The following is a 15259-nucleotide window of genomic DNA, read 5'->3' as shown; positions in this document are numbered from 1 at the left end:
CAGTACGGCGAGAACGAACACGATCACAGTTTCCACGACGACCCTCCTCCGCCCGACTGCACGCAGTGCACTTCCATCATCCACCTCGAGCGGGGACGGACGCCACTGCGCTTCGCGCCCGTGAGTACTTCTCAACCGCCCGTGGTTGAGAAGTACTCACAGGGGTGTGGCGGGTGTGTCGGATGTTGTTGCTAGGTTGGGCGGTGTCAGGACACCGGCTCGGATGACCGTGTCCCGAGTCGGGGTCGAAAGGTGCTGTCTTCCATGGTGATGGGTCCCACCCATGCAATGTCCGGTGCGGCTGTCGGTCTGGCGGTGGCAGATCTGCTGCCCCTCGACTGGGGTGGGCCCACCTCGACCGCCGAGACCTTCACGTTCGCGGCGGTGTGCGCCGGAGCGGCGCTTCTCCCGGACCTGGACACGAGCCAGTCCACGGTCTCGCGCTCGTTCGGTCCGGTCAGCAACGTCGTCGCGAAGGGCGTCGATGCGGTGTCGCTGGGGTTCTACACCGTCACCAAGGGCAAACGCGACGGCAAGCGGCGGGGCGGGCACCGCACGCTCACCCACACGGCCCTGTTCGCCGCGGGTATCGGGGCCGGGGTGTCCGCGCTGGTCGTCCAGTTCGGCAAGCCTGCCATCATTGCGACGCTGTTCGTCTGCCTCGGTCTCGCGCTCCGCGGGCTGGCCGGGGAGCTGGCCAAAGAAAAAGGCTGGCTGGCGGTTTCGGCGGTCGCCGCGGTGCTGTCCGCGCTCACCTGGCAGTCGTATCCCACCGAGGCCGGTTCCACCGGACTCGGAGTCGCGGTGGCCCTCGGCTGCGCCACCCACTGCCTCGGGGACGCCATCACCAAGGAGGGCGTCCCCTTCCTCGCGCCGTTCCTGACACTCGGGAAGGAACGGTGGTGGGAGTTCCGGCTCCCGTCGTTCCTGTCCATCCGGGCGGGCGGGCCCTTCGAGAAGGTCGTGCTCGGGCCCGCCCTCACGGTGGCCGTCGGACTCATGGTCATCTGGGCCATCGACGGTGCGCCGCAGGCAATCTACGACGCGTTCATGCCTGCCCCGCAGTGACTCAGGCCGCGAGCATGTTCTCGAGGTCGTCGAGGACGATCATCGCCCCGGTGGGACCCAGCGCGAGGAACCAGGTCTCGTCGCTCACGTGCACGGACTTGCCGTCCTTCACCGCCTGCATCTGATTCCACAGCGGGCCGCCGACCACGGTCGACTCGTCGGTGGTCTCGGGCGCGCCGTAGCTGGAGTAGAAGATCCGGTCGGCGTTCGCCTCTCCGATCGTCTCCTGGCTCACCTCGACGGCGAGTTCGTCGACGTTCTGCACCGTCGGACGCGGAAGTCCGACGTCCTTCAGGATGACGCCGATGAACGACAGGTTGCCGTACAGGCGGATCTTGCCGGACATGAACCGGACCAGCGAGATCGTCGGCTCACCGGTGATGGACTCCCGGACCTCGTCGGCGCGGGTCTGATAGGCGTTGAGCACCTCCTCCGCCTTGGTCTCCTCACCGAGGGCGTCGGCGACCAGCAGGAAGTTCTCCTTCCACGGGAAACCGGGGCGGATCCCGAACACGGTCGGCGCGATGGACGACAGCTGCGGGTACAGCTTGTCGGCGCGCAGCTTGCTGCCCAGGATCAGATCGGGCTGCAGAGCGGAGATCGCCTCGAGGTTCAGGTTGTTGGTGGTCCCGACGTCCGGCACCCCGGCCAGCTTGTCGGCGAGGTAGGACGGCTGACCGGCGGCGCTCTCCGGACTGGCCAGCCCGACGGGCGTGATTCCCAGGGAGAGCACGTCGTCCAGCTCACCGCCGTCGAGGACGATCACCCGTTCGGGCTTCTTCTCGATGACGGTCTCGCCGAGCGCGTGGGTGATCGTCCGGGGGAAGACGCCCGGTTCGGCGTCGGTGCCGAGCTTGGCGGTCTCGGCGTCCGCCGTGGCGAACTGGCGGCCGCCGGTGGCGACGTCGGCGTTGCCGGCGGACGACCCGGTGTCGGTGGTGCCGCAGGCGGCGACAAAGACGGTGGCCAGGGCGACCAGCCCGGCGCGTACGTAGAGCCTCGAAGACATGAGGTGAGGCTAGCCTGAGGTTACGGGCGGATCGTCGCGGGGTCGCTGCAACCGGAAAACGCCCCCACCATGCAGAAGAGGCCCTGGCCGGCGAACCGGTCAAGGCCTCTTCTCGGTGTCTCACACTGTCGGGGTGGCGGGATTTGAACCCACGACCTCTTCGTCCCGAACGAAGCGCGCTACCAAGCTGCGCCACACCCCGTGTTGAACCTCGGCTAGCTTACATTACCCAACCAGTCACCATTAAATCCCCTGGTCAGTTGCGTATAACGGTGCTCTCCGACGACTCGGTGCGACCCCGCGTGGCGTCGGCGTCCGAGCCGCCGCGCTGAGCCGGAACCAACGTCAGGAGCGTCGCCTCGGGGCGGCAGCAGAAGCGGGCGGGCGCCCACGGCGACGTCCCGATCCCCGCGGACACGTGCAGCTGGGTGTGCGCACCCCACTTGGACGGACCCTTCACCCGCGAACGGTCGATGTCGCAGTTGGTGACCAGCGCGCCGTAGAACGGCAGGCACAGCTGACCGCCGTGCGTGTGGCCCGCCAGCACGAGGTCGTAACCGTCGTCCGCGAACCGGTCGAGCACCCGCGGTTCGGGCGAGTGGGTGATGCCCAGCCGGAGATCGGCCAGCGGATTGGGCGGACCGGCGATCGTGTCGTACCGGTCGCGCTTGAGGTGCGGATCGTCGACACCGGCCGACGCGATCCGGACACCCGAGACCTCGAGGTCGCGGCGGACGTGCGTGACGTCGAACCAGCCGCGCTCGGTGAACGCGGCCCGCAGGTCGCCCCACGGCAGCGGCTCGCCGAGGACGCGCTTGTGTTCCTTGCGGAAGTACTTGAGCGGGTTCTTCGGCTTGGGCGCGAAGTAGTCGTTGCTGCCGAAGACGAACAGTCCCGGGCGGGCGAGCAGATTCCCCAGCGCCTGGACCACTGCGGGCACCGCCCGCTGGTGCGACAGGTTGTCGCCGGTGTTCACGACGAGGTCGGGGTCGAGGTTGTCGAGCTCCCGCAGCCAGTTCTGTTTCAGCCGCTGTCCGGGCATCATGTGCAGGTCGCTGATGTGCAGCACACGGAGCGTCGACGACCCGGGTTCGAGTACCGGCATAGTGACCTCACGCAGCGCGAACGCATTGCGCTCGATGAGCGAGGCGTAGCCGATGCCGAGGGCGGCGGCACCCGCCGTACCCAGGGCGGCGCGGGTCAGGTTGGCACGGAACTCGTCAGACACTCTTCCAGGATACTGATGAGCGCAATCGAGATGCAGTGGACGAATCGGGGCGCGTAGCGTTTCGCCCATGCCAGATTCACTGAAAGCAAGACTGCGCTCCGACATGACGGCCGCCATGAAGGCCAAGGATTCGCTGCGCACCGCCACCATCCGCATGCTGATGGCCGCCGTGCAGACCGAAGAGGTCTCCGGCAAGGAAGCCCGCGAGCTCACCGACGACGAGGTGCTGAAGGTCCTCGCGAAGGAGTCGAAGAAGCGCGGCGAGTCCGCCGAGATCTACACCGAGAACGGTCGAGGTGAGCTGGCAGCGCAGGAGCGGGCCGAGGCGCAGATCATCGACGAGTACCTCCCGACGCCGCTGACCGACGCGGAACTGGTCGACGTCGTGGACACCGCGATCGCTCAGGTGGCCGAGGAGATCGGTGAGCGTCCCGGCATGCGTCAGATGGGTCAGGTCATGAAGGCCGCCGGCGCACTCGCGGGCGGCAAGGCCGACGGTTCGCGGCTCTCGCACGCGGTGAAGTCCCGCCTCTGACCCGCATGTGAGTGGGAAAGCGTGCGCCGCCACACTTTCCCACTCACGTGGGGGTTACCGGGGTATGGGCGGCAGCTGGATCGGCGGCAGGCCGGGCAGCTGGATGGGCGGAACGGGGATCCCCTGAGCCGGCGCCTGCGGAGGAGCGGCCTTCACCGACCCGTCGCTGACGTAGATCGTGATGGTCGACCCCGGAATGGCCGAACCGGACGGCGATGCGCTCGTGACCGTTCCCTTGGCCGCCTGCGACTCCGTGGTGACCGCGTTCACGGTGAACCCCGCGCCCTGCAGACGGGACGTCGCGGCCGACTGGCTCAGCCCGGTGACGTCCGGAACCTGACCGTTCTGCGAACCCCGCGCGTACTTCTGGTCGACCGGCGGCAGCGTCGTCGGCCCGAAGTTGTTGGCGATGGGGTTCATCGCCGCATACCAGGTCCGCGCCGGTTCGTTTCCGCCGAACAGGTTGCCGTCGCCACACGGCCGCAGCGGGGCCGAGCAGATCTCACCCGGGGTCGGCGAGTCACCGAACACGTAGACGGCGGCGGCGAAGTTGTTGGTGAATCCGAGGAAGCCCGAGGACATGTGGGATTCCGTAGTACCCGTCTTGCCTGCCATCGGCAGCGTCCAGCCGACGCTGCCCGCCGCCCCGGCGGACGTGCCACCGGGCTTGTCGTCCTTGCTCATGGCGTTGGTGAGCGTGTCCGCAAGGCCGGGTTCGACCACCTGCTCGCAGGCCTGCTGGGTGACCGAGACGGGCTTGCCTTCACGGTCGAACACCGAATCGATGGGGGTGGGTGGGCACCACTTGCCGTGCGAGCCGAGCGTCGCCGCGACATTCGACAGTTCCAGCGGATTGATCCACGTGGGCCCGAGGGTGAACGAACCCAGGTTCTGATCCTTCTGGAAGTCGGCCATGCTGCGGTCGTCGAATCCCGACGTGCCGGGCTGCGCGTACGAGCGCAGACCCAGCCGCACCGCCATGTCGACGGTGGGGGCGACGCCGGTCGCCTGGATCAGCTTGACGAACGCGGTGTTGGGCGACTGTGCCAGCGCGTCCGTCACCGACAGCGCCGCCGGGTATTTGCCTGCGTTCTCGACGCAGTACGTGGACGCGGGGCAGCCTCGTGCACCACCGCTACCCATGCCCCGTGCCTCGAACCGCCCGGGCACGTCCAGAATGGCGTTCGTGCCGAGGCCCTTCTCCATGGCGGCGGCCGTCGTGAAGATCTTGAAAATCGACCCGGCGCCGTGACCGGCCAGTGAGTACGGCTGCGCCTGCACGGTCTCGTTGGCGTTCGCGTCGAGGCCGTAGGTGCGGCTACTGCCCATCGCGAGGATCCGGTGCGAATCCTGGCCGGGCTGGACCACGTTCATGACGTTCGCGATGCCGTCGAGTCCCGGGCTGGCGTTCGCGCTGAGCGCCGCCTTCGTCGACGCCTGGACCGCGGGGTCGAGCGTCGTCTTGATCAGGTAGCCGCCCTTGTCGATCTGCTCGCGGCTGATGCCGGCGTTGGCCAGGTACTGCAGGGCGTAGTCGCAGAAGAAGCCGCGGTCGCCGGCCGCGATGCACCCGCGGGGCAGCCGGTTGGGCTCGGGCAGCACGCCGAGGGGCGTCTCCTTGAGCTGCCGGAGTTCGGCGGCGCGCTCGGGAATGTTCGAGATCATCGTGTCGAGAACCACGTTGCGTCGTTCGAGGACGCCATCGGGATTCGTGTACGGGTTCAGCGCCGAACTCGACTGCACCATGCCCGCGAGCATCGCGGACTGCTGTGTGTTCAGTTCGGACGCGTCGATGCCGAAGTAGGTCTGTGCGGCGTCCTGGATGCCGAACGACGCGTTGCCGAACGGAACCAGGTTGAGGTAGCGGGTGAGGATCTCGTCCTTGGTGAGTTCCTTGTCGAGCGTCAGCGCCATCCGGATCTCGCGGATCTTGCGGGCGGGCGTCGTCTCGATCGCCGCCCGGCGTTCGGCGTCGGTCTTGGCCACCACGAGCAGCTGGTAGTTCTTCACATACTGCTGGTCGAGGGTGGACGCGCCCTGCTGCACCTCACCGCTCGTGGTGTTGGTCAGGAAGGCGCGCATCGTGCCCTGCCAGTCGACGCCCTTGTGCTCCGGGAACCGGCGGTCCTCGACGGAGACGATGGCGAGCTTCATCTCGTTCGAGATCTTGTCGCTGGGGACTTCGAAGCGCCGCTGGTCGTACAGCCAGGCGATGGGATTGCCCGCCGAGTCCACCATCGTCGAGACCGCGGGAACCGTTCCTTCGACCAGTTCCGCGGAGACGTTGTCGACGGTGTCAGCCGCCCGGTTGGAGGCGTAACCGAACCCGCCGGCGAGTGGAAACATCACGCCGGCGAGGAGCACTCCTGCCAAGGCGGAGGATCCCGCGAGCTTCCCCACTGTTTTTGCAATCGACACGATCTACAGAGTACGTGGGGTCTGTGGGTGCGCTGGTTGGGCGCGGAATTCGGCCAGGAAAATGCCCTGAGCACGGGGTATGGACGGGCGTACCAAAAAAGCGTGTTCTTCGTCTTGCGCGTTGCGGTTTCTTTACCTAAATTGTTGGAACAGTGTGATGGAGATAACACCCCATCGCTTATGTGGTGCAGCCTCGGCGTGCTAGGTGCTGGGGTGTGCAGACTCGAAGAGGGGAAACGAATGCACATGACCACCCCAACCAGCCGTCTGGACGTCGAGCAAGCAGAAGCGCGAATCGCCTGGGTCACCCAGGCTCGTTGCCGGGAAGTCGATCCCGACCAACTTTTTGTACGCGGCGCAGCACAGCGCAAGGCCGCAACCATTTGCCGGCATTGCCCGGTATTGATGCAGTGCGGAGCCGATGCTCTCGACAATCGTGTCGAGTTCGGCGTGTGGGGTGGCATGACGGAACGTCAGCGCCGGGCGTTGCTCAAGCAGCACCCCGAGGTGGAATCATGGTCCGACTTCTTCGAAGCTCAGCGGCAGCACCAATCCGCTGTCTGAAATTCGGGGATCGGAATCGCAGACAGGCCACAGGCGGGTGACCGGTTCTCCGGCAGCGAGCTGATCAGCTCGTGCGGGTGAGCTGGTCACCTACCGCTCTCAACGCCTCGAGGTCCGACACCTCGAACGGCAGCGAGGGCACGCCGACGATCGGCACCCGAGGGTGGGCGGCCGTGAACCGGCTCAGCAGTTGGACCTCACGCTTGGCGATCACCGCCCGATGGGCGTGGATTCGCAGCACAGCGGCGGTGAGGGGGTCTTGGTCCCCGAGCTGGTCGGCGGCAGTGACCGCATGATCGGCCGACAGGGAACTGAGAGTGGGATGCGTCCTATTCAGGACGAGGCCCGCGAGCGGCATCTCGTCGCCTGCGAGCCGGTCGACGAAGAACGCCGCCTCCCGCAGTGCATCCGGCTCCGCTGCCGCGATCACCAGAAACTTCGTGCCCGGCTGCCGGAGCAATTCGTAAGTGCGCGTGGCTCTTTCCCGGAAGCCGCCGAACATCGAGTCCAGTGACTGCACGAAACTCGAGGCGTCCGACAGCATCTGACTACCCACGATGGTGGAGACGCCGCGCAGCGCCAGGCCCATCGCACCGGTGACGAGCCGGGTGAGACCGCGACCCGGCGCGGTGAGCAACCGGATCATGCGACCGTCGAGGAATGCGCCCAGACGCTGGGGTGCGTCGAGGAAGTCCAGGGCGTTGCGGGACGGCGGGGTGTCGACGATCACCAGGTCCCATTTGTCGCTGGAGGCGAGCTGCCCCAGCTTCTCCATCGCCATGTACTCCTGCGTTCCCGAAAACGATGTGGCGACGGTCTGATAGAAGGGGTTCGCGAGAATCTGCTCCGCCTTCTCCGGCGTGGAGTGTTCGATGACCATCTCGTCGAACGTGCGACGCATGTTGAGCATCATGGCGTGCAGTTCGCCCGTCGCGTCCGGTCCGAGCTGCACGGGTTGAGGCGTGTTGTCGAGTTCCGCGACGCCGAGCGCCTGCGCGAGCCGGCGCGCCGGGTCGATGGTCAGCACGACCACCTTTCGCCCCTGCTCCGCCGCGCGCAGTGCCAGCGATGCGGCTGTGGTGGTCTTGCCGACGCCACCGGCGCCGCAACACACGACGATCCGCGTCGCCTCGTTCTTCAGGATCCCCGCGACATCGAGAGCGGAGGCGGTGCGGCGACGCTCGTGTTCAGTTGTGTGGGTCATCGGACACCCTGTTCCGTCAGATATTCGGCGAGTTCGTACAGCCCGCCCAGGTCGACACCGTCGGCGAGGGACGGCAGATGCAGTCGCGCCCCGTCCACTTCGCTGAGCTGACCGGCGCTCTCCTCCTGCGCCTCGAGGACGGACGCGTGCTCGATCGTCTCGGTGAGCAACCCGGCGAAATCCTCTTCGTCGAGGGTGATCCCGCTCTTCTGCAGTCCGGCCCGGATTGCTTCGGCGTCGATGCGCCCCTTCGCGGCGTCGGCCAGCGTCTCGGCGGGCAGGAACTGCGGGCTGGTGCGGTTGACGACGATGGTGCCCAGCCGCAGATCGGCACGGGCCAGTTCTTCTGCGGCGTCGGTGGTCTCCTGCACCGGAAGCGCCTCGAGCAGTGTCACGAGGTGGACGACGGTCTCGTCGGAATGCAGCAGGCGCACCACGCCCTCACTCTGCGAACGCACCGGCCCGCCTTTCGCGAGGTCGGCCATCGCCTTCGTCACGTCGAGGAAGTTGCCGATCCGCCCGGTCGGTGGGGCGTCGACGACGACGGCGTCGTACACCCGCTTGCCGGACTTGTCGGTGCGCACCACACATTCCTTGATCTTGCCGGTCAGCAGCACGTCCCGAAGCCCCGGTGCGATGGTGGTGGCGAACTCGATGGCGCCGAACTTGCGCATCGCGCGACCGGCGAAGCCGAGGTTGTAGAACATCTCGAGGTATTCGAGGAACGCGGTCTCGATGTCGATGGCCAGCGCCATGACCTCCCCGCCACCCTCGGCGGCCGCGACTTTCGTCTCCTGCGGCGGCAGCGGGGGCACGTCGAAGAGCTGGGCGATCCCCTGCCGGCCCTCGACTTCCACCAGCAGCACGCGACGCCCACCCTCGGCCAGCGCGAGAGCCAACGCGGCGGCCACCGTGGACTTTCCGGTGCCGCCCTTTCCGGAGACGAAGTGCAGCCGGGCCTGCGCGGCCTTCTCGGGCCACGTCGGGGTGAGCTGGTCTGGGGATGCAACCACGGGTCGAGCCTATAAGTCTGGGAGCCGGGATGTGCGGGGGATAGGCTCACCGGCATGAGTGAATTGACTTCCTGGGAGTACGCCACCGTTCCGCTGCTCACACATGCGACCAAGCAGATCCTCGACCAGTGGGGCACCGACGGCTGGGAACTGGTGACGGTTCTGCCCGGGCCCACCGGTGAGCAGCACGTCGCGTACCTGAAGCGTCCGAAGGGCTGACGGCCGTGGCAGAGACACAGAACTGGTCCGCTCGCCTCGCCGAGCTCGGCATCACGCTGCCGTCCGTCGTTCCGCCGGTGGCCGCCTACGTGCCCGCCGTGCGCACCGGCAACTACGTCTACACGTCGGGGCAGCTGCCGATCGTCGAGGGCAAGCTGACGATCGCGGGCAAGCTCGGCGCAGGCGTGTCGGACGAAGACGCCAAGGCCGCGGCCCGGGCCTGCGCACTCAACGCGCTGGCGGCGGTCGACGCGCTCGTCGGCATCGACTCGGTGGTGCGGATCGTGAAGGTCGTCGGATTCGTCGCGTCGGCCGAGGGATTCACCGGTCAGCCCGGTGTTGTGAACGGCGCTTCCGAATTCCTCGGCGAGGTGTTCGGGGACGCGGGTGCCCACGCGCGTTCGGCCGTCGGCGTCGCGGAGTTGCCGCTCGGCGCACCCGTCGAGGTGGAACTGATCGCCGAAGTGCGGCCGGAGTCGTAGTGCCATGACGCTTGCCCATCCGGCCTACGCCCAGGTGCGGGAGGTCACCCCGATCGTCTCGGTGATGCTCGAGAACAACCCCGGCATGATGACGCTCGACGGAACCAACACGTGGATTCTGCGTGCGCCGGGACGGGACGAGTGTGTGGTGGTCGACCCGGGTGACGCCGACGAGGAGCATCTCGCCCGCGTCGCGGCACTCGGACCGGTCGCGCTGACGCTGATCACGCACCGTCATTTCGACCACACCGGGGGAGTGCAGCGGTTCTTCGAACTGACCGGTGCGCCCGTGCGTTCGGTGGATCCCGAATTCCTTCGGGGCGGCGGAGACACCCTCGTGGACGGCGAGACCATCGACGTCGCGGGGCTCACCCTCACGGTGATCGCCACGCCCGGGCACACGAAGGATTCGGTGTCCTTCACCGTGGAAGGTGAGGGCACCGTCCTCACCGGCGACACGATCCTCGGCCGCGGCACCACCGTGCTCGACGACACGGACGGCGACCTCGGCGACTACCTGTCGTCGCTGCGCCGCCTGCTGGACCTCGGATCCGGACACCGGGTGATGCCCGGCCACGGACCCGAACTGCCCGAACTGAACGTCGTCGCGCAGGAGTACCTCGATCATCGCGAGGAGCGACTCGACCAGGTGCGGGCCGCGATCGGCGAGCTCGGCGGCACCCCCACCGTCCGCGAGGTGGTCGAGCACGTCTACTCCGATGTCGACCCGAAGTTGTGGCCGGTGGCGGAGAAGTCCGTCAACGTGCAGCTCGCCTACCTGCGCAGCCTCGACTAGTCGCTGAAACGACTGCGGCCACCCCCTCGCGGTGAGGGGGTGGCCGCAGTCGTAGGTGCGGGGACTACCGCGCGCGACGTGCCAGGCGCTCGGAGTCGGAGATCAGCACGCTCTTGCCTTCGAGGCGCAGCCATCCGCGGTGCGCGAAGTCGGCGAGCGCCTTGTTGACGGTCTCACGGGAAGCGCCGACGAGCTGGGCGATCTCTTCCTGCGTGAGGTCGTGGGTGACGCGCAGCGAGCCCGCCTCCTGGGTGCCGAACCGCTGCGCGAGCTGCAGCAGCGCCTTGGCGACACGACCGGGGACGTCCGTGAAGATGAGGTCGGCCAGGTTGTTGTTGGTACGACGCAGACGGCGCGCGAGCACCCGCAGGAGCTGTTCGGCGATCTCGGGGCGGTGGTCGATCCACGCCTTGAGCGCTTCGCGGTCCATGCTGACCGCGCGGACCTCGGTGACCGTCGTGGCGGTGGAGGTACGCGGACCCGGGTCGAAGATGGACAGCTCACCGAACATGTCGGACGGGCCCATGATCGTCAGCAGGTTTTCACGGCCGTCCGGCGAGCGGCGGCCGATCTTCACCTTGCCCGAAACGATGATGTACAGGCGGTCACCGGGCTCACCTTCGTTGAAGATGACATGTCCGCGGGGGAAGTCGACAGGCTGCAGCTGCTTGGTCAGCGCCGCTACCGCTGAGGGCTCGACTCCTTGGAAGATGCCGGCTCTTGCCAGGACGTCGTCCACGTGCGCTCCTTGGGAATATTGTTCGTCTGTATGCATATTGTGCGCGATTTGCTGCATGTCGACGATGCCCCGGTGATCCGCGGCGTGTCGCTGTGCAACAGGTACGGCTCTGAAGTCTACGTTGAGACGGCTCGGTCTGAGTGACCGATACCACGGAAGTCGCAAAAGTTAACCGGGGGATGCGTCCTGCGGTGTGCTGATTCGGGGGCTGCCCAGCGCTCAGCTGGCGCGCCGTGAGCCCACTTCGGTGACGGCGGCGTCGTCGGATTCGAAGCCCGACCGACCCTTGCGACGTCGATGGAAGCGTGCCAATGCGTGGGGGAAACCTTCGTGGGCCAGGGTGGCCACTTCGTCGTGACTTGCCTGGTCGAGGAACTCTTCCACCTCTTGCTGACGAACCGTGAGCCGGCGGAGTCTGAACTCCACCCGCTCCATTGCCAGCGCAAACAGCATCAGCAGCACTGGGAAGAGGACCACAGCGAGACCTTGCATACCGGGAAGTAAACACTGGAAATGTCTCAGAAGCGACACAGCGGCGATTCGGATCGGTCGGGTATCCGTAGAGTTGATCCCGTGCATGCGACCCCCAGCGACGGCTCCGAAGTGCGTGGACGCACCCGTTCGCGGGCCGCGAAACAGGACGAAACCCGGATCGGACTCGTCCGGCGCGCCCGGAGAATGAACCGGCGGCTCGCCGAGGCCTTCCCACACGTCTACTGCGAGCTCGACTTCACCACCCCACTCGACCTCGCCGTCGCGACCATCCTCTCCGCGCAGTGCACTGACGTGCGGGTGAACATGGTGACGCCGGCGCTGTTCGCCCGCTATCCCGACGCCAAGGCGTACGCGGAGGCCGAACGCACCGAACTCGAGGAGTACATCCGGTCCACGGGCTTCTACCGCAACAAGACGAATTCTCTGATCGGGCTGGGGCAGGCTCTGCTCGAACGCTTCGACGGCGAGGTCCCCGGCAACCTGAAGGACCTCGTGACGCTGCCCGGGATCGGGCGGAAGACGGCCAACGTGATCCTCGGCAACGCGTTCGATGTGCCGGGAATCACCGTCGACACCCACTTCGGGAGGCTCGTCCGACGCTGGAAGTGGACCGAGGAGGAAGACCCGGTCAAGGTCGAGCACGCGATCGGCGCCCTGATCGAGCGCAAGGAGTGGACGCTGCTCTCGCACCGCGTGATCTTCCACGGCAGGCGCGTCTGCCACGCCCGCAAGCCCGCCTGCGGGGTGTGTGTGCTCGCCAAGGACTGTCCGTCGTACGGGCTGGGCCCGATCGACCCCGACGTCGCCGCCGAACTGGTTCGTGGACCGGAGACGGAGCATCTGCTGCGTCTGGCCGGCAGGTGAGGGTAGATACGAGTGTCTAGCGCAGCGCGGTGGAGTCTGGCCGCCCTCGTGGTCGTGGTGGCTCTCGTCGTCGCGATCTGGCCGCGGGGTGACGACGCGGAGACGCCGTCGTACCAGGACCGGTTCGGTTCGGGTGGCCGTACCCCGACGGCGGTGAGCGCCGATCCCGACGCGCTCGCGGCACTCAGGACGCAGGCGGGTCTGGAATCGTGCCCGGCCTCGACGGCCACGTCCGAGCCTGCGCCGGGTTCGGTGCTGTCCGGCATCACACTGGAATGCGTGGCCGACGGCAGCCAGGTGGATCTGGCCGCCGCGCTCGGTGGTAAACCGGCGCTGCTGAACCTGTGGGCCTACTGGTGCGGCCCCTGCGCCGAGGAGCTGCCCTATATGCAGCAGTTTTCGGATCGAGCGGGCGACGCGGTTACCGTGCTTACGGTGCACACCGATCCCAACGAGTCCAGCGCGCTGTCCCGGCTCGTCGACTACTCCGTCACCCTGCCCGGTGTGCAGGACGGCGACGGGCGCGTCCGCGTCGCGGTCGGAGCCCCGCCGGTCCTGCCCGTCTCGGTGCTGATCCGGCCCGACGGCACGGTGGCGAAGGTCCTGCCGCAGCCGTTCCGCAGCGTCGACGAGATCGCGGACGCCGTCGAACAGAACCTGGGGGTGGCGGCATGACGAACTCCGTGGACGGTGTCGCCGTTCCGCCGTGGCTGCGCAGGGTCGTGCACCGGACCCCGGCCGACCCGCACAGGATCAACCCCGTTCTCGATCGGCGCGCACCCCGCGGCGCGACCACCCGTGAGGCGGCGGTGCTCGTGTTGTTCGGCGGCCCCGTCGAGGCGGACCCGCTGATGTCGGGAGGCCTGCCCGCCGACGCGGACATCCTGCTCACTCAGCGTGCGTCCACGATGCGTCAGCACAGTGGTCAGGTGGCATTCCCCGGGGGCGCCAGCGATCCCGGCGACGAGGGACCCATCGCTACCGCGCTGCGGGAGGCCCAGGAGGAGACGGGACTCGACCCGTCCGGTGTCCGTCCGCTCGCCGTGCTCGAGGAGATCTTCATCCCGCCGTCCGGCTTCGACGTCACTCCCGTCCTCGCGTACTGGGAGAAGCCCAGCGAGGTCGGCGTGGTCGATCCCGCGGAGGCGGAACGCGTCGCCCGGGTTCCCGTGCACACCCTGATCGATCCGCGGAACCGGTTCCAGGTGCGGCACCCGGCCGGATACCAGGGTCCCGCGTTCGCCGTCGACGGCATGCTCGTCTGGGGTTTCACGGCAGGCATCCTGGCCGCGCTGTTCGCGGTCTCCGGCTGGGAGCAGGAGTGGGACCGCCACGACATCCGCGACCTCGACACCGTCCTCGCCGAACTCGACAACGATCTGGACGACGACCATCTGACCCACGGTCACGGCCGGCCGGCGGCCGAGCGATGACGGGTTCGCACTGGATCGACCTGGCGATCGTGCTGATCGCGTTCGTCGCCGCGACGTCCGGCTGGCGGCAGGGTGCGGTGGCGTCGGTGCTCGCTTTCATCGGGGTCGTGCTCGGTGCGGTGGCGGGCATCCTGATCGCCCCGCACGTGCTGGTGCACGTGGACGAGGGCCGCGGTCGCGTGCTGGTCGGTATCGCCCTGATCGTGGTGCTGGTGATCGTCGGCGAAGTCGCGGGCATGGTCCTCGGCCGCGCCGCGCGGGGAAGTATGCACAGTCCGGTCGCGCGGTCCGTCGACAGCGTGATCGGCGCCTGCGTGCAGGCCGTCGCGGTGTTCGTCGCGGCCTGGCTGCTGGCGATCCCGCTCACGTCCTCGTCCCAACCTCAGCTGGCGGCGGCGGTGCGCGGGTCGAGCGTCCTCGAAACGGTCGACAACATCGCGCCCGCATGGATGCGGCAACTGCCCACCGAGTTCACCGCCCTGCTCGACACGTCCGGGCTTCCCGACGTCATCGGGCCGTTCGGGCGCACCCCCATCACGACCGTCGACCCGCCGGATGCCAGCGTCCTGGAGAGTCCCGTCGCGTCCTCGCTGCAGTCGAGCGTGCTGCGGATCCGGGGTGTGGCCCCGAGTTGCCAGCGGGCGCTCGAGGGATCCGGATTCGTCGTGGCGCCCGACCGGGTGATGACCAACGCCCACGTGGTTGCGGGAACGGCGGGCATCGTCGTCGACACGGCGAACGGGCCGATGGACGCCGAGGTCGTGCTGTTCGACCCGTCCGCCGATGTCGCGGTGCTCGAGGTGCCCGGACTGGACGCCCCCGTCCTGAACTTCGCGCCTGAGCCGGCCCGGACCGGCGACAACGCCCTGGTGCTCGGCTACCCGGGCGGCGGGCCGTACACGGCCAGCGCCGCCCGGATCCGGGAGATCCTGGACCTCAGTGGTCCCGACATCTACCGGGCGGGAACGGTCCAGCGTGAGGTGTACACGGTCCGCGGTTCCATTCGGCAGGGCAACTCGGGTGGACCGCTCGTCGACAGCGACGGCCGGGTGCTCGGGGTGGTGTTCGGCGCCGCCGTCGACAACAGCGACACCGGGTTCGTGCTCACCGCCGCCGAGGTGTCGCGTCAGCTGCAGGCGGCATCCGGGGCGTCCGTCGCCGTGGACACCGGGGCGTGCATCCTCTGACCGTC

General features: G+C 67.8%; 17 protein-coding genes and 1 tRNA gene. 10 read left to right on the top strand and 8 right to left on the bottom strand.

Annotated features, from left to right (window positions below):
• Positions 1-264: 264 nt before the first annotated feature.
• Positions 265-1068 (top strand): metal-dependent hydrolase, encoded by an 804-nt coding sequence (locus tag CJ177_RS18160; protein WP_061044124.1) that lies wholly within the window; start codon positions 265-267, stop codon positions 1066-1068.
• 1 nt (position 1069) lies between these two features.
• On the opposite strand, the gene CJ177_RS18155 is transcribed toward CJ177_RS18160, so the two are convergent.
• From CJ177_RS18155 to CJ177_RS18145, 3 genes are all read right to left on the bottom strand, one after another.
• Positions 1070-2077, bottom strand: coding sequence for an ABC transporter substrate-binding protein (locus CJ177_RS18155; protein ID WP_005248500.1), 1008 nt, complete (start codon positions 2075-2077; stop codon positions 1070-1072).
• Positions 2078-2205: 128 nt separating this feature from the next.
• Positions 2206-2279, bottom strand: a tRNA-Pro gene (locus CJ177_RS18150).
• A gap of 54 nt (positions 2280-2333) precedes the next feature.
• Positions 2334-3305: a metallophosphoesterase gene (locus CJ177_RS18145; RefSeq protein WP_005248499.1), complete on the bottom strand. Its 972-nt coding sequence runs from the start codon at positions 3303-3305 to the stop codon at positions 2334-2336.
• 67 nt (positions 3306-3372) lie between these two features.
• On the opposite strand from CJ177_RS18145, the gene CJ177_RS18140 reads away from it, so the two are divergent.
• On the top strand, positions 3373-3840 hold the full coding sequence (locus CJ177_RS18140; RefSeq protein WP_005248498.1) for a GatB/YqeY domain-containing protein: 468 nt from the start codon (positions 3373-3375) through the stop codon (positions 3838-3840).
• Between the two features lie 54 nt (positions 3841-3894).
• Here the strand turns inward: CJ177_RS18140 and CJ177_RS18135 are convergent, their stop codons facing one another.
• Complete coding sequence (locus CJ177_RS18135) at positions 3895-6240, bottom strand: transglycosylase domain-containing protein (RefSeq protein WP_005248497.1); 2346 nt, start codon at positions 6238-6240, stop codon at positions 3895-3897.
• A 258-nt stretch (positions 6241-6498) separates the two neighbouring features.
• Here CJ177_RS18135 and CJ177_RS18130 point away from each other — a divergent pair, with 258 nt between their 5' ends.
• Positions 6499-6822 carry a WhiB family transcriptional regulator gene (locus CJ177_RS18130; RefSeq protein WP_005248496.1) on the top strand — a complete coding sequence of 108 codons (324 nt, stop codon included), beginning with the start codon at positions 6499-6501 and terminating at the stop codon, positions 6820-6822.
• A 64-nt stretch (positions 6823-6886) separates the two neighbouring features.
• Here the strand turns inward: CJ177_RS18130 and CJ177_RS18125 are convergent, their stop codons facing one another.
• Positions 6887-8026, bottom strand: a complete 1140-nt coding sequence (locus CJ177_RS18125; protein WP_005248495.1) for an ArsA family ATPase — start codon at positions 8024-8026, stop codon at positions 6887-6889.
• Positions 8023-9039: an ArsA-related P-loop ATPase gene (locus CJ177_RS18120; protein ID WP_005248494.1), complete on the bottom strand. Its 1017-nt coding sequence runs from the start codon at positions 9037-9039 to the stop codon at positions 8023-8025. Before CJ177_RS18120 ends, CJ177_RS18125 begins: the two co-directional genes overlap by 4 nt.
• 54 nt (positions 9040-9093) lie before the next feature.
• Here CJ177_RS18120 and CJ177_RS18115 point away from each other — a divergent pair, with 54 nt between their 5' ends.
• Genes CJ177_RS18115 through CJ177_RS18105 form a run of 3 tightly spaced genes read left to right on the top strand, consistent with a single transcriptional unit; the run spans position 9094 to position 10536 of the window.
• Positions 9094-9258, top strand: coding sequence for a DUF4177 domain-containing protein (locus tag CJ177_RS18115; RefSeq protein ID WP_005248493.1), 165 nt, complete (start codon positions 9094-9096; stop codon positions 9256-9258).
• A gap of 5 nt (positions 9259-9263) precedes the next feature.
• The gene (locus CJ177_RS18110; RefSeq protein ID WP_095868274.1) at positions 9264-9740 is read left to right on the top strand and encodes a RidA family protein; all 477 of its coding nucleotides are present in this window, start codon (positions 9264-9266) and stop codon (positions 9738-9740) included.
• 4 nt (positions 9741-9744) lie between these two features.
• On the top strand, positions 9745-10536 hold the full coding sequence (locus CJ177_RS18105) for an MBL fold metallo-hydrolase (RefSeq protein ID WP_095868273.1): 792 nt from the start codon (positions 9745-9747) through the stop codon (positions 10534-10536).
• A gap of 64 nt (positions 10537-10600) precedes the next feature.
• Here the strand turns inward: CJ177_RS18105 and CJ177_RS18100 are convergent, their stop codons facing one another.
• Both CJ177_RS18100 and CJ177_RS18095 read right to left on the bottom strand, forming a co-directional pair.
• Positions 10601-11275: a Crp/Fnr family transcriptional regulator gene (locus CJ177_RS18100; RefSeq protein WP_005256089.1), complete on the bottom strand. Its 675-nt coding sequence runs from the start codon at positions 11273-11275 to the stop codon at positions 10601-10603.
• A gap of 219 nt (positions 11276-11494) precedes the next feature.
• On the bottom strand, positions 11495-11767 hold the full coding sequence (locus CJ177_RS18095) for a hypothetical protein (RefSeq protein WP_005248489.1): 273 nt from the start codon (positions 11765-11767) through the stop codon (positions 11495-11497).
• Between the two features lie 21 nt (positions 11768-11788).
• Here CJ177_RS18095 and nth point away from each other — a divergent pair, with 21 nt between their 5' ends.
• The 4 genes from nth to marP are packed head-to-tail and all read left to right on the top strand — an operon-like array spanning position 11789 to position 15254.
• On the top strand, positions 11789-12634 hold the full coding sequence (gene nth, locus CJ177_RS18090) for an endonuclease III (RefSeq protein ID WP_043943640.1): 846 nt from the start codon (positions 11789-11791) through the stop codon (positions 12632-12634).
• A gap of 12 nt (positions 12635-12646) precedes the next feature.
• Positions 12647-13309, top strand: coding sequence for a TlpA disulfide reductase family protein (locus CJ177_RS18085; RefSeq protein WP_025431723.1), 663 nt, complete (start codon positions 12647-12649; stop codon positions 13307-13309).
• Positions 13306-14067, top strand: coding sequence for a CoA pyrophosphatase (locus CJ177_RS18080; RefSeq protein WP_025431724.1), 762 nt, complete (start codon positions 13306-13308; stop codon positions 14065-14067). The genes CJ177_RS18085 and CJ177_RS18080 overlap by 4 nt, the downstream gene beginning before the upstream one ends.
• The gene (gene marP, locus CJ177_RS18075; RefSeq protein ID WP_005248485.1) at positions 14064-15254 is read left to right on the top strand and encodes an acid resistance serine protease MarP; all 1191 of its coding nucleotides are present in this window, start codon (positions 14064-14066) and stop codon (positions 15252-15254) included. The genes CJ177_RS18080 and marP overlap by 4 nt, the downstream gene beginning before the upstream one ends.
• The last annotated feature ends 5 nt before the right edge of the window (positions 15255-15259 follow it).

The sequence above is a fragment of the Rhodococcus sp. ACPA1 genome (genome assembly GCF_002300195.1).
In the GTDB taxonomy this organism is placed as follows: domain Bacteria; phylum Actinomycetota; class Actinomycetes; order Mycobacteriales; family Mycobacteriaceae; genus Rhodococcus_F; species Rhodococcus_F opacus.
Note: the sequence above shows the minus strand (reverse complement) of the source record. Positions and strands in the feature narration are given on the sequence as shown.

What these genes read in the sequence shown, in the direction of transcription:
- CJ177_RS18160 (WP_061044124.1), top strand. Translation starts at nt 265, where the DNA reads ATGGTGATGGGTCCCACCCATGCAATGTCCGGTGCGGCTGTCGGTCTG.
- CJ177_RS18155 (WP_005248500.1), bottom strand. Translation starts at nt 2,077, where the DNA reads ATGTCTTCGAGGCTCTACGTACGCGCCGGGCTGGTCGCCCTGGCCACC.
- CJ177_RS18140 (WP_005248498.1), top strand. Translation starts at nt 3,373, where the DNA reads ATGCCAGATTCACTGAAAGCAAGACTGCGCTCCGACATGACGGCCGCC.
- CJ177_RS18130 (WP_005248496.1), top strand. Translation starts at nt 6,499, where the DNA reads ATGCACATGACCACCCCAACCAGCCGTCTGGACGTCGAGCAAGCAGAA.
- CJ177_RS18125 (WP_005248495.1), bottom strand. Translation starts at nt 8,026, where the DNA reads ATGACCCACACAACTGAACACGAGCGTCGCCGCACCGCCTCCGCTCTC.
- CJ177_RS18115 (WP_005248493.1), top strand. Translation starts at nt 9,094, where the DNA reads ATGAGTGAATTGACTTCCTGGGAGTACGCCACCGTTCCGCTGCTCACA.
- CJ177_RS18105 (WP_095868273.1), top strand. Translation starts at nt 9,745, where the DNA reads ATGACGCTTGCCCATCCGGCCTACGCCCAGGTGCGGGAGGTCACCCCG.
- CJ177_RS18095 (WP_005248489.1), bottom strand. Translation starts at nt 11,767, where the DNA reads ATGCAAGGTCTCGCTGTGGTCCTCTTCCCAGTGCTGCTGATGCTGTTT.
- nth (WP_043943640.1), top strand. Translation starts at nt 11,789, where the DNA reads ATGTCTCAGAAGCGACACAGCGGCGATTCGGATCGGTCGGGTATCCGT.
- CJ177_RS18080 (WP_025431724.1), top strand. Translation starts at nt 13,306, where the DNA reads ATGACGAACTCCGTGGACGGTGTCGCCGTTCCGCCGTGGCTGCGCAGG.
- marP (WP_005248485.1), top strand. Translation starts at nt 14,064, where the DNA reads ATGACGGGTTCGCACTGGATCGACCTGGCGATCGTGCTGATCGCGTTC.